Source organism: Algibacter sp. L1A34 (assembly GCF_009796805.1).
Taxonomy (GTDB): Bacteria; Bacteroidota; Bacteroidia; order Flavobacteriales; family Flavobacteriaceae; genus Algibacter.
The window spans coordinates 3,408,490-3,421,701 of the sequence record NZ_CP047029.1; the positions used below are offsets into that span (position 1 = coordinate 3,408,490).

At 31.6% G+C, this 13,212-nt stretch carries 9 protein-coding genes; 2 read left to right on the forward strand and 7 right to left on the reverse strand.

Going from position 1 to position 13,212, the window contains the following annotated elements; all coding sequences use genetic code 11:
• Positions 1 to 26: 26 nt before the first annotated feature.
• The gene (locus GQR97_RS14420; RefSeq protein WP_158849609.1) at positions 27 to 941 is read right to left on the reverse strand and encodes a glutaminase; all 915 of its coding nucleotides are present in this window, start codon (positions 939 to 941) and stop codon (positions 27 to 29) included.
• Between the two features lie 3 nt (positions 942 to 944).
• Entirely contained in the window at positions 945 to 2,024 is a 1,080-nt protein-coding gene (gene gcvT / locus GQR97_RS14425; RefSeq protein WP_158849611.1) for a glycine cleavage system aminomethyltransferase GcvT, read from the reverse strand.
• Positions 2,025 to 2,269: 245 nt separating this feature from the next.
• On the opposite strand from gcvT, the gene GQR97_RS14430 reads away from it, so the two are divergent.
• Positions 2,270 to 4,006 (forward strand): ATP-binding protein, encoded by a 1,737-nt coding sequence (locus GQR97_RS14430; protein WP_158849613.1) that lies wholly within the window; start codon positions 2,270 to 2,272, stop codon positions 4,004 to 4,006.
• Positions 4,007 to 4,142: 136 nt separating this feature from the next.
• Here GQR97_RS14430 and thrC read toward each other — a convergent pair whose 3' ends face one another.
• The 3 genes from thrC to thrA all read right to left on the reverse strand — a co-directional run bounded on the left by thrC (position 4,143) and on the right by thrA (position 8,960).
• Entirely contained in the window at positions 4,143 to 5,435 is a 1,293-nt protein-coding gene (gene thrC, locus GQR97_RS14435) for a threonine synthase (RefSeq protein ID WP_158849615.1), read from the reverse strand.
• 100 nt (positions 5,436 to 5,535) lie between these two features.
• Positions 5,536 to 6,456 carry a homoserine kinase gene (locus GQR97_RS14440; RefSeq protein ID WP_199269859.1) on the reverse strand — a complete coding sequence of 307 codons (921 nt, stop codon included), beginning with the start codon at positions 6,454 to 6,456 and terminating at the stop codon, positions 5,536 to 5,538.
• Between the two features lie 59 nt (positions 6,457 to 6,515).
• Positions 6,516 to 8,960 (reverse strand): bifunctional aspartate kinase/homoserine dehydrogenase I, encoded by a 2,445-nt coding sequence (gene thrA, locus GQR97_RS14445; protein ID WP_158849619.1) that lies wholly within the window; start codon positions 8,958 to 8,960, stop codon positions 6,516 to 6,518.
• A gap of 343 nt (positions 8,961 to 9,303) precedes the next feature.
• Here thrA and GQR97_RS14450 point away from each other — a divergent pair, with 343 nt between their 5' ends.
• Positions 9,304 to 10,857 (forward strand): NAD(P)H-hydrate dehydratase, encoded by a 1,554-nt coding sequence (locus tag GQR97_RS14450; protein WP_158849621.1) that lies wholly within the window; start codon positions 9,304 to 9,306, stop codon positions 10,855 to 10,857.
• A gap of 100 nt (positions 10,858 to 10,957) precedes the next feature.
• Here the strand turns inward: GQR97_RS14450 and GQR97_RS14455 are convergent, their stop codons facing one another.
• Together GQR97_RS14455 and GQR97_RS14460 are read right to left on the reverse strand one after the other, a co-directional pair.
• Complete coding sequence (locus GQR97_RS14455) at positions 10,958 to 12,334, reverse strand: TlpA family protein disulfide reductase (RefSeq protein WP_158849623.1); 1,377 nt, start codon at positions 12,332 to 12,334, stop codon at positions 10,958 to 10,960.
• Positions 12,335 to 12,349: 15 nt separating this feature from the next.
• Positions 12,350 to 13,204, reverse strand: coding sequence for a substrate-binding domain-containing protein (locus GQR97_RS14460; RefSeq protein WP_158849625.1), 855 nt, complete (start codon positions 13,202 to 13,204; stop codon positions 12,350 to 12,352).
• Positions 13,205 to 13,212 lie beyond the last annotated feature (8 nt).

The window sequence follows — 13,212 nt, forward strand, 5'->3', positions numbered from 1 at the left end:
AAGTCATTTGGTAAGTTGAAATTAACTTAGAAAATGGATAACTTTGTTTTAGTCGTAAAAGCCTCTAAAGCCAACATACCTAATTTGGAATTTCCTTTTTTATTAAGTCCTGGCGACCATGTTGCAATGGTGAAATTATCTGGTAAAAGCGCTACAATACCGCCGCCTACACCAGATTTACCTGGTAAACCAACCTCGAAAGCAAACTCTCCAGCTTCATCATAAAAACCACATGTAAGCATTACGGCATTTATACGTTTTGCCTGAGTTTCGGTAAGCCGAACTTTATCTAACATACATGTGCCTTTGTTTGCCAAAAATGAAAATGTTTTGGTGAGTTGGCTACACGTCATCTCTAGTGAACATTGTTGAAAATAGAAATCTAAAACATCGTTTACTGGATTGTCTAAATTTTTAAATGATTTTAGAAGATTTGCCGCCGCGTAATTTTTGAAACCTGTTCGCTTTTCGGAATCTGCAACTGCTTGGTTATATTCAATAGTTTTATCGTTAGTTAAATCGCGTACGTAATTTAAAAAATCCTGTTTCGGGTTTTCTAAATTTGAAAGTAGAATATCTGCAATTACGATGGCTCCTGAATTAATAAATGGGTTTCGAGGAATACCATTTTCAATTTCTAACAACGCTAATTGATTAAATGGGTGACCAGAAGGCTCTACATCCATGCGCTTCCATATGTTTTCGCCAATTAGTGACATAGCTTTAGAAAGTGCTAAAACTTTAGAAATACTTTGTATTGAAAAATGCTTATTAAAATCACCAACACCGTAACTTTTTCCGTCGGAAGTGCGTAGATGAATTCCGAAATTATCCTTACTAATATGGGCTAATTCCGGAATATAAGTTGCTACGGTTCCTTTATCGGCCGCTTGTATGGCATTTTGATGAATGCTTTCTAAAATAGCTTGAAAATCTGGCATAAATTATTTGTAAAACGGTAACTTAACTACTGTTGCAGGTATCGCTTTTTTTCTAATTTGAATATTTAACTTACTATTTACATCGGTAAAAATGGTTGATACATAACCTAAACCAATACCTTTTCCTAAACTTGGTGACATAGTTCCTGAAGTTACTACGCCTATCTTGTTTCCGTTGCCATCCACGATATCATAGCCATGACGAGGAATACCACGTTCATCCAATTCAAAAGCAATTAGTTTTCTTTGTGGTCCACGTTCTTTTTCAGCCTTTAAAGCCTCAGAATTTGTAAAATCTTTATTGAATTTTGTAATCCAACTTAAACCAGCCTCGATAGGAGAGGTAGTATCATCAATATCATTTCCGTAAAGGCAATACCCCATTTCTAAACGTAATGTGTCACGAGCGGCTAAACCAATAGGTTTTATACCGAAATTGGCACCAGCTTTAAAAACATTATCCCAAACTTGTTTTACTTCACTGTTTTTGCAATAGATTTCAAACCCGCCGCTACCTGTGTAACCTGTTGCAGATATAATTACGTTTTCTACACCTGCAAAATCTCCGACTACAAAATTGTAAAATTTAATAGCAGCTAAATCGTGACTTGTAATAGATTGCATAGCCTCAATAGCTTTTGGGCCTTGAATAGCTAATAAAGAATAGCCTTCGCTTAAATTTTTCATGTCTGCTCCAGCATCATTTTTAGACTGGATCCAATTCCAATCTTTTTCAATATTGCTAGCGTTTACTACTAAAAGGTAGGTTTCTTCTTTTATTTTATAGATAATTAAATCGTCAACAATACCACCATTATCATTTGGTAAACAGCTGTATTGCGCTTTTCCGATGGTTAATTTATTAGCATCATTACTCGATACTTTTTGAATTAAATCGAGAGCATGTTCACCTTCAATTAAAAATTCTCCCATGTGCGAAACATCAAAAACACCAACGCTAGTGCGCACCGTTTCGTGTTCAGCATTTACACCTTCATATTGCACAGGCATGTTATATCCTGCAAAAGGAACCATTTTTGCTCCAAGAGCCTTGTGAGTTTCTGTTAAAGCCGTATTTTTCATTGAGATAATTTTATATAATTAATAGAGATTTCTGATTTTTTGAGAAAACAAATGTATAGAAAAAATATAGATTTACTTTTTAAAGTCTTTAAGTTTTCGTTTTCTTTTGAATTGATATTATAGAGTTTGTTCTTTGTGAATAAACTCACAAAAGATAGCATAAAACACAAAATAAATGCAAAAATCTTACACATATCTTGCTTTTAATCGTTAAAAAGACTTCTTTTGTCTGTAATTAATTCTACATGGAGCAAAGTATACATACTCTTAAATTCTCAGATTTAAAACGTAAGACTTTTTTTAAGCTCGCGATGCGTATTTATTTTGCAGCACTTATTTTTACCACATATTATGCATTTATTAGTTTTTATAATGGTTTTACGGCTTCTGGAATTCTTACTTTATTTCCTTTTGTTGGTTTTGCTGTAAGTGTTTACCTTTTTATTGTTAAACGTAATTATTTAGTGGGGCCTTATATTGTTTATATTCTTTTAGGAATAGCAACTTTAGGATTATCATATTTAGAAGGTTTAATGTCTGGTTATTATTGGTTTCAATTGGCTTTAATTTTTTCTTTGCCATATGTTATTCGTAGAGAAATCTATTTTCAGAAACACACTAATATTCTTTATTTTATAGTTATTATATTTTTAATTACGTCTTTTTTAATCTCTCCTATGTATTCTGAGTATTATAAAGAATTAACTAAAGAAGATATACATTATAGATTCATTTTAAATTCATTGGTAAATTTTGTGCTCATTATGGTATTTTCATTACAAGCACTTAGTCGTAGTAAATATTTTATAAAAAAAATATATAGCGATAAAGAATTTGCTGAAACTGAAAAGGATAGAAGGACAAAAGTTTTGTCTAATCTAGGACATGAATTACGTACACAAATTAACAGTATTAATGGGGTCACACAATTAATTCTTGGTAGGGAGATAGATGAAGTACCAAACAAAAAGTATTTTGAAATATTAGATTATTGCAATAATAATATGTTGCTATTAGTAAATGACATGTTAGATATTCATAAAATTGAATCGGGCCGTTTTGAATTGTTTAACGAGCCAAAAGTACTTTACGATTTTTTAACTAAAATTACAATTCCCTTTATTGGTAAGGCAGAAGAGAAGAATTTAGAACTTAGCTCTTTTATTGATTCTAAATTGAAAGGTGTAGTAGTTAATATCGATGAAAAGCGTTTTGCTCAAGTTATATATAATTTAATATCTAATGCTATAAAATTTACAGAGCAAGGAAGAATTACCTTTTCTGCAGAAGTAATTGACCTAGATAAAGAGCGTGCGGTAGTTTTATTTAATGTTCATGACACTGGAATAGGGATTGCTCCTAAAAATTTAAAGAAAGTATTTGATAGTTTCCACCAAATTCAAAATGAAAATAATCCAGTTTATGGTGGGACAGGGTTGGGTTTAGCTATTTCTCAATCGATAATAGCGGCAATGGATTCTGAAATAAAAATAGAAAGCAGATTGAATGAAGGGACTCGTTTTCAGTTTCCTTTAAAATTAAAACGTGTTGCATCAATACCAAATAAATTTAAAAATAAAGAAACTTTCAATGATAATTTTTCATTGAACTCTAATATATTGTTGGTAGAAGATAATATGGTAAGCATGATGTATGCTAAAAAGCTATTGGAAAAACATGTTAATAAAGTTTATGAAGGTACAAATGGACTAGAGGCTATAGATCAAATAAAAGCTCATAATGATATTGATTTAGTGCTTTTAGATTTAGAAATGCCTAAAATGAATGGTTTTAAAGCCATTGAGCATATTAAAATAGCAAGACCAGACGTTATAGTTATTGCATTTACTGCAAATATACCTAGTACTGAAATTATTGATAAATTGGATAATTTAGGGTTTGATGATATACTCTCGAAACCTTTTAATAAGCAAGAACTTTTTTCTATTTTGAAACAATATACTCCAGAAGTGATAGCTTAGAATTATATTGGTAACTATTTTATTTTTTAATAAAGAGTAAATATCGCTACTTCTGTTTGAAGTAAAAAAAGCGATTTTATAGCTTGAAATTAATAAGCTTATAAAACCGCAGTCTTTATATTAAATTTGTAATGAATTACTTAAGTAAGAAGCTTTTCAAATCGTTATAAGTTGAAATTTTTACTGCTACTTTTTCTCCACCCATAACAGCTTGTATTTGCTCAGGCAAAGGTTGTTTTTCTTTAATAACTTCTTCCACCACATCTAGAAATTTAGTTGGATGAGCCGTTTCTAAAAACACACAATGCGCATTAGGATTTTCTTTTAAATAAGCTTTAGAACCTAAATATCCAACAGCACCATGTGGATCTGCGACATACTTACAATCGTTAAAGATTTCTAGCATCGCTTCACGTGTTTCTTTATCAGAAAAACTGTAAGATGATAAGTTTTCTTTTAAGCCTTCAAAGTTGTTTTTATAAATTTCTTGAATTCTTATAAAGTTACTAGGCGCTCCAACATCCATAGCATTACTAATAGTTTGCACAGATGGTTTTGGCTCGTATTTTTTAGAATCTAAATAACGTGTTACCACATTATTTTCGTTATTAGAAGCTATGAAATGCTTAATAGGTAAACCTAATTGCTGAGCCATCATTCCAGCACAAACGTTTCCAAAATTTCCACTTGGAACGGAAAACACAATGTTTTCATGTTTGTTATGAAGTTGTTTATAAGCAAAGATGAAGTAAAATAACTGTGGCAACCAACGAGCTACATTAATAGAATTAGCAGATGTTAATTGCATTTTACTCGTTAGTGTTTCATCTAAAAAAGCAGTTTTTACCATGGCTTGGCAATCATCAAAAGTACCGTTTACTTCTAGTGCTTTTATGTTATGTCCAAGTGTAGTAAGTTGCATTTCTTGAATGTCACTCACTTTACCACTAGGATAAAGAATAACTACATTTACACCCTTAACACCTAAAAAACCATTAGCAACAGCTCCTCCGGTATCTCCAGAAGTTGCTACTAATACAGTTACTTCATTTGTGTTGTTTTGGTTAAAATAGCCTAAACAACGCGCCATAAAGCGTGCACCAACATCTTTAAATGCCATAGTTGGTCCATGAAACAATTCCAAGGTAGAAATATGCTCATTAATTTGCACTACAGGAAAATCGAAAGACAAAGTTTCTTCAACGATCGTTTTTAAAACAGCTTCTGGAATTTCTGGTGAAACAAATTGTTTTATAGCTTCAAAAGCAATTTCGGTATGCGATAAACTATCAATATTATCGAAAAACGATTTTGGTAAAGGTGTAATGCTTTCTGGAAAGTATAAACCTTTATCTGGTGCCAATCCTTTTATAACAGCATCTTTAAAAGAGGTGTTTGGTGCTTGTTTGTTTAATGAGTAGTAGTTCATGATGTATGAAAACCTGTAAATACAGGAAACTATTTATTATTAATTCGTAATTGTTATATATGATTTCTTATAATGTCGAAATGCCGACCTAAATCAAAATCTAAACTATTTTAACGCCTTCTGTATTAATTTTAGAAACATGAATATCAAATTCAATTCCTGTTTCTGCATATACTTTATTAATGGCTTCTTTTACTTTGTTAGCCGTTTCTACCCCTTTACTTAATGAGAAAATTGAAGGTCCAGAACCCGAAATACCACAACCTAAAGATCCCGCTTCTAATGATGCTTTTTTTACTTCATTGTAATGTGGGATTAATTTACTTCTATGGGGTTCTACAATTACATCTTGCAGTGAATTTTGAATTAAATCGTAATCACTAGTATGCAATGCGTGAACCAAACTACCCACATTAGCCCATTGTGTAATGGCATCTGCAAGTGCAACTTCTTTTGGAAGTACAGCACGAGATTCAGATGTTTTTATTTCTATCTGTGGATGAATAATAGTAGCGTATAAATCTGTTGGCGATGGGATTTCTAAAATACGAACGGGATTTATACTTTTAACTAAAGTAAATCCACCAAAAAGAGCAGGAGCTAGGTTATCTGCATGTTCACATTTGCTAGCAATGGCTTCACCTTTTATGGCGAATTCAGTCAGTTGTGTTTTATTAAACGGACGCCCTAAAAGTTCATTCATTCCAAAAACACTACCAACGGCGCTTGCTGCACTACTTCCAATACCACTGCCTGGTTTTATATTTTTATAGATTTCAATTTCAAAACCAAAATCTACATCAATAGCATTATACATCGCTAATGCCGAAACACCTGCCACATTTAATTCAGATTCATATGGCAAATCGAAACCTATAATTTTGGTAATATAAATTCCTTTTTTATCGGTTTTTCTAATCACCATATCGTCGCCAACACTATCTAAGCAAAACCCTAAAACGTCGAATCCGCACGATACATTGGCAACGGTTGCCGGTGAAAAAATTTTTATTTCGTTCATCAATTATTAATTTTTTTATTTCCTTCTTCAAGAAAATCTAAATTTAATTAATTTGAGTTTTAATCATTTCCTATTCTAATAATATCGGCAAATAAACCAGATGCTGTAACATCGGCACCAGCTCCGGCACCTTTAATTATCATAGGTTGTTTTGGGTAGCGTTGTGTGTAAAACATCACAATATTGTCGCTGCCTTCTAAATTATAAAAAGGGTGCCCTTCTGGAATTTCTTGTAAGCCTACACTGGCTTTTCCATCATTAAACTGCGCTACATATTTTAACTGACAGTTGTTCGCTTTCGCGGAAGCATATAAACTTTGGTAATGCGCTTCGTCTTCAACTAAAGTTTGATAGAAATCATCAACAGTATCACTTTTTAATCCTGCTTCCGATAGGAAAGGTGCGTTTTTAATATCTTCTAAATTCATTTCAACACCACTCTCTCGGGCAAGAATTAAAATTTTTCTAGCAACATCTACGCCACTTAAGTCTATTCTTGGATCTGGCTCAGTATATCCTTCAGCTCCAGCTTGTTTTACAACATCATAAAATTTTGTTTTATCTGTAAAATTATTAAAAACAAAGTTTAAACTTCCCGATAAAACGGCTTGAATAGAATTTACTTTATCTCCAGAAGCCATTAAATTATTAAGTGTATCTATTATAGGTAAACCTGCACCAACATTGGTTTCAAATAAATACGGTGCATTATATTTTAAAGATAATTCTTTTAATAATTTATAGTTTTTAAAATCACTAGAACAGGCAATTTTATTGCACGCTACTACACCTATACTTTGGCGTAAGTACTTAGCATATAAGTCTGCAACATCTGCATTAGCCGTAACGTCTACAAAAATACTATTCCGTAAATTTAATGCTTTTGTGTTTTCAAAGAAACCTTGTAAAGTTGCTTTTTCACCATCTTCTAATTGGTCTTTCCAGTTTTTTAAATCGATACCATCTTCATTAAAAATCATTTTTCTAGAATTAGATAATCCAGCAACACGAAGATTAATTTTAAGGTTATCTTTTAAATATTTTTTTTGTTGTTTTATTTGCTCAACTAAGCGCTCACCAACATTTCCAACGCCAGTAATAAATACATTTAGCTGTTTTGTTTTAGATTCAAAAAACTGTTCGTGTAATGTATTCAAGGCTTTTTTAACATCACTTTCTGCAATTACAGCAGAGATATTTTTTTCCGAAGCTCCTTGAGCAATAGCACGAATGTTAATATTATTCTTTCCTAAAGTACTAAACATTTTTCCGCTAATACCTTGGTGGTTTTTCATGTTATCACCAACAAGAGCAATAATAGAAAGTCCAGTTTCAACTATAATCGGATCAATTTTTTGTAAAGCAATTTCATTCTCAAAAGCAGTATCAATAGCTATTTGAGCAACTTCGGCTTCCTTGTCATCAATACCTAAACAGATAGAATGCTCAGAAGATGCTTGAGTAATCATGATGATATTAATTTTTTCCTGTGAAAGCGTTTCAAACAAACGTCTAGAAAAACCTGGGATACCAACCATTCCACTACCTTGTAAAGTTAATAAAGCAATATTACTAATATTGCTAATTCCTTTAACAGGAGTCATTTCTTGAGTATTCTCATTAGAAATTACAGTACCTACATCATTAGGTGCCATAGTATTTTTTATATGAATAGGAATTCCTAAACTCAAAACCGGTTGTACCGTTGGTGGGTATAATACTTTGGCTCCAAAATGCGATAATTCCATCGCCTCTTGATAGGATATTTTAGAAATAGGGTAGGCTTGTTTTACCATTCTTGGGTTGGTAGTATACATGCCACTAACATCTGTCCAAATTTCTAATTGATCTACTTTTAATGCTGCAGCAACAATAGCAGCTGTAAAATCTGATCCTCCACGACCAAGTGTAGTTTGTTCTCCTAGTTTAGATTTTGAAACAAAACCAGGTAAAATTGTAATATTTTGAGATGCCGATTTAAAGTAGTCTTGAATATTAGCATTGGTTACTTTAAAATCAACTTCTGCTTTTGTGAAGTTAGAGTTAGTAACAACAAGCTCTTGAGAATTTTTTCTATCCGCCGATAACCCACGATTTTTCATCGTTTCAGCAATAATAAAAGAAGATAGTTTTTCACCAAAACTTACTAATTTATCCGATGTTTTTGGAGATAATTCATTTATTAAGTAAATACCGCTAAGTAAATCTTCTAATTCTTGAAATTCATTATCAACCACTTGCGTAATTTTTTCACCATTGCCTAAATTCAATTCATTTATAATATTGAAATGAATATCCTTTATCAAATTTAGCGTGTCTTTATAGCGAATATCTTTGTTTTGAGCTTGTTTACCAGTTAATAGTAATTTATCTGTAATACCACCAACAGCAGAAACTACACAAACTACAGCATCTGTTTTGCCATAATTTTCTAAAATATCGATAACTTTATTTATGTTTTTTGAAGAACCTACAGAAGTTCCTCCAAATTTTAAAACTTTCATGTTTTAATGAATTGAAAAATTAAAAAAAAATATTGTGATTATGCGATTTTTAAAATCGCAAATATTGTCCGAAGAATATATAATTAGTAACCCCAAAGGGTTGTAATGTTTGTAGTTGTAGCCAAAATAATAGCCGTTCCTTTTGTAGAAAAAGAAATAGTAGCGTTTGTATTTTGGTTGAAATGATTCATTATTGTTATATAATACACTTCAAAAGTATTACTTTTAGCCTTATAAAAAAACTAAAATAAATTTTTTATAGAATTCTTATATAGATTGAGTTTTCATAGAAAAAAAACGACAAACTTTAATAAGAATTGAAAATTCAATAATAAAAAGATTAATGAAAATATTTTCAAAAGAACAAATTTACGAAGGCGATAAAATTACTGCGGAAAAACAAGAAATCTCGTCAACAGATTTAATGGAACGAGCGGGAAGTCAGATTTTTAATTGGATCGATTTACGCATGCAAGGTGCACAAGTACCAATACATGTTTTTTGCGGTATAGGAAACAATGGTGGCGATGGATTAGTATTGGCAAGACATTTGATACTTGCTGGTTATAATGTAAATACCTTTGTAGTGAATTGTAGTGATAAACGATCTAAAGATTTTTTAATTAATTACGATCGCGTTAAAAATGTTACCAAAAATTGGCCTACACTCTTAAGTTGCACTGAAGATTTTCCTGAAATAAAGGCAGAAGACATTATTGTTGATTGTGTTTTTGGAATAGGATTAAACAGGCCTGTTGATGAATGGGTTAAGAATTTATTTATTCACTTTAGAGCTTCGAAAGCATTTACATTATCTGTCGATATTCCTTCTGGATTATACACAGATAAAGCCATCACAGATGAAGATGCTGTTGTTTATGCAGGTTATACCCTTAGTTTTGCTTCGCCTAAATTGGTGTTCTTTTTACCGGAAACAGCTAAGTTTACAGTACAATGGGAAGTTTTAGATATTGGTTTAGATCCAGAGTTTTTATCTGCAACACAAACCGATGTTCAGTTAATTGGTAAAAATGAAATATTACCTAATTACATTCCGCGAGATAAATATTCACATAAAGGTCAATTTGGACATGCATTAATTATTGGTGGAAGTTACGGCAAAATAGGAGCGGTAACTTTAGCGAGTCGTTCAGCACTTTCAGCAGGGTCAGGATTAGTTACTGCTTATATTCCTAAATGTGGATATACCATTTTGCAGACCGCATTGCCAGAAGCGATGGTTTTAACCGATGTTGATGATGAAAACATAACCAACATTAACTTTACCATTAAACCTACAGTTATTGGTATAGGAATTGGTATTGGTACCGATTCTAAGACGAAAAAAGCATTTAAAGTCTTTTTGAAAGCAAATAAAACGCCTTTAGTTGTAGATGCCGATGCGATTAATATTTTGGCTAAAAGGAAAAGTTTACTAAAATTATTACCTCCAGAAAGTATTTTAACGCCACATCCAAAAGAGTTAAAACGATTAATTGGACCATGGGAAAATGATTTTGATAAGTTAGAAAAGGTAAAAGCATTTTCTAATTTATACAAGGTAATTGTTGTAATAAAAGGAGCAAATACTATAACGGTATTCGATGATACACTGTATGTGAATACTACAGGGAACCCTGGATTATCTACCGCAGGAAGTGGCGATGTTTTAACGGGTATTATTACTGGATTAATCGCTCAAAGTTACCATCCTGTAGTTGCATCAATTTTTGGTGTTTATTTACATGGAAAATCTGCCGATATTGCTGTTGAAAACTATGGCTATCAGAGTTTAATTGCTAGCCACGTTATAGATTATTTAGGCGAAGCGTTTATAGATCTATTTACGCAGCCTGAGCAACCTGAACAAGTTGAAGCAGAGCAACCAAAACCTTAAATTAATTTCAATAGTATAAAAAATAGTGCCCATTACAACAATTGTTATAATGGGCATTATTTATGTTTTTTTTGAAAATAGGTATACCTATAGCAAATTTTTAAATATTCAATGAATTAAACAAGGTAATCAACCTAGAATCCGAAGGTCTAGGAGCGTTTGTTTCTACAATGTTTCCTTCTGGATCAATTAATATAAACCTTGGAATACCTTTAATTTGATAATCCTTAACAAAATTTGAATCCCAATTATTATCCGCAAATAATTGTACACCTTTTAAGTCTTTATCTGTTACTGTTTTTTTCCATTTGTTAAAGTCTGATGCTTTATCAATTGAAATACTTACAAATTCTATGTTTTTACCGTGATATTGCTCTTCAACTTTTTTCAAAGAAGGAATTTCTTTAACACAAGGGCCACACCATGTTGCCCAAACATCGATATAAACAAATTTACCTTTTAGATCATCTAAAGAGGTTGTTCCTCCTTCGTGATTTTTATAATCGATAAATTTTGGAGAAGCATTTCCCGCAACTAAGCCGGCTATCCTTTTGTATTTTTTATCTATTATTTCGTTGTTTTCTTCATTTGTAGAATTTTCAGAATACAATGTGTAGAGTATTTTTGCATTCGAACTTGATTCTAAAAATTTATTAGTGAAATCGAATAAAAGTTTATTCTTTATAGTTTCATTTTCTATAGCGCTTACGGTCTCTATAAAAGCAACATCGTTTGCAATAACATCTTGTTTTGCCTTTTTTTCAGATTTATCAGTGTAATGTAATGCAACAATGTCTTTATAACTATTAGAAAAGTTAAAATCATTTTCATTATTATAATCTAGATCATTCATTTCATTTAGAAAATCTTCCGAAACCTTAAAATCTTGTTCTTTTGTAAAGTAAATATGTGCACGCTCGTAACGTAAAAGCCAATTGTAATAGTCGTAATTAATATTGCGTTTTTCATTAGAAACATAATCAGCAGGAATTCCTTCTGTATTTACTAATTCGAGTTCTTGATCTTTTATTATTCTCTGCAATAGAGCTTTGTAATCAGCTTCATTTTTTGAAAACGTTTCATTCGGGCTACCTAAATGTTTTGCGAATATCTGTTTTTTACCGAACAAATAATTACTTATTTCCGAACCTTTTCCAGAAATTTTAACGGTATTAAAAATATCTTTTGCATCGTAATTAATATTTATGCTATCACCTGGTTTTACATTTAATTGTAAAGGTTGTCTATCAATATATAGCGAGTAATTTGCATTATCAGTAGTTAACGTATCAATAAAATGCCCGTCGCTAGAAATGTTTATGCTATGCTTAGAATTAAAACTATCACCAGAAACTATGGTAAGCGCGCTTGCTGTATTATTAGAAATTTCACCGGTAATAATGGCGTAATCTCGGTTAGTGTTTTTATTACACGCCGTTATCGCTAAAGCAAGTAGGAGGTAAGTTCCTTTATTCATTTTTCTTTTAAGATTTTATAATTTATGAGTTAACGTTTCATACGTTACAATTTCTGGAATAATATTTAATGCAAACAATTCTTTTTGCACATGGTTTAGTGTTTCTTTATCTATTAGTTCTTGAGACCATTCGGTAATACTTAACCATTCTTGAACATCTTCTAATTGCTGTTCATAACGATTTGCAATGGTTTTATCAATACTAGGAATCTCTTTAAATTCTTCGGTAGTATTGTTAATTATTTTAAGTATTGTTTTTAATTCAGCTTCATTGTTTTTAATAAAATCTTCGCGAACTGCAATAACAAAGCAAGGCCATGGCGACGGACAATTATCTATACGTCTAAAAACACCACTATCAACCAATGGCTTTGTGGTAAATTTTTCCCATAAAAAATAATCACCTTTTCCTTTAGTTAAACCTTCTACAGCGCCATCAAGATTTTTTATAACTTCAAAATCAAGATCTTTTTCTAAATCCCAATTATTATTTTGGGCATTTATATATGCCATTAAATGAGATCCAGAACCATAACGACTAATAGCAGCTTTTGTTCCTTTTAAATCTTCTACCGTTTTATATGTTGAATTTTGAGCTACATGAACGCCCCAATTTAAAGGTGTTTGTACAAATGTTTGTACAATTTTACTTGGGTTTCCCGCAATAATATCTTTTACAATACCTTCGGTAAGTATAACGGCAATATCGATATCACCATCTCTTAAAGCCTTACACATGGCTCCAGTACCTCCATAATAATCATGCCAACGCAAATTGATGTTTTCGTCTTTGTATTCACCATTTTTAAGGGTTAAATACCAGGCTAAATTAAAATGCTCTGGCACACCGCCTATATTTACTTTTTTCATGTTTATGA

Bases quoted from the DNA above. Each gene is read 5' to 3' on its own strand.
- gcvT (WP_158849611.1), bottom strand. From the start codon at position 2,024: ATGAAAAATACGGCTTTAACAGAAACTCACAAGGCTCTTGGAGCAAAA.
- GQR97_RS14420 (WP_158849609.1), bottom strand. From the start codon at position 941: ATGCCAGATTTTCAAGCTATTTTAGAAAGCATTCATCAAAATGCCATA.
- thrA (WP_158849619.1), bottom strand. From the start codon at position 8,960: ATGAAAGTTTTAAAATTTGGAGGAACTTCTGTAGGTTCTTCAAAAAAC.
- GQR97_RS14450 (WP_158849621.1), top strand. From the start codon at position 9,304: ATGAAAATATTTTCAAAAGAACAAATTTACGAAGGCGATAAAATTACT.
- GQR97_RS14440 (WP_199269859.1), bottom strand. From the start codon at position 6,456: ATGAACGAAATAAAAATTTTTTCACCGGCAACCGTTGCCAATGTATCG.
- GQR97_RS14460 (WP_158849625.1), bottom strand. From the start codon at position 13,204: ATGAAAAAAGTAAATATAGGCGGTGTGCCAGAGCATTTTAATTTAGCC.
- GQR97_RS14430 (WP_158849613.1), top strand. From the start codon at position 2,270: ATGGAGCAAAGTATACATACTCTTAAATTCTCAGATTTAAAACGTAAG.
- thrC (WP_158849615.1), bottom strand. From the start codon at position 5,435: ATGAACTACTACTCATTAAACAAACAAGCACCAAACACCTCTTTTAAA.
- GQR97_RS14455 (WP_158849623.1), bottom strand. From the start codon at position 12,334: ATGAATAAAGGAACTTACCTCCTACTTGCTTTAGCGATAACGGCGTGT.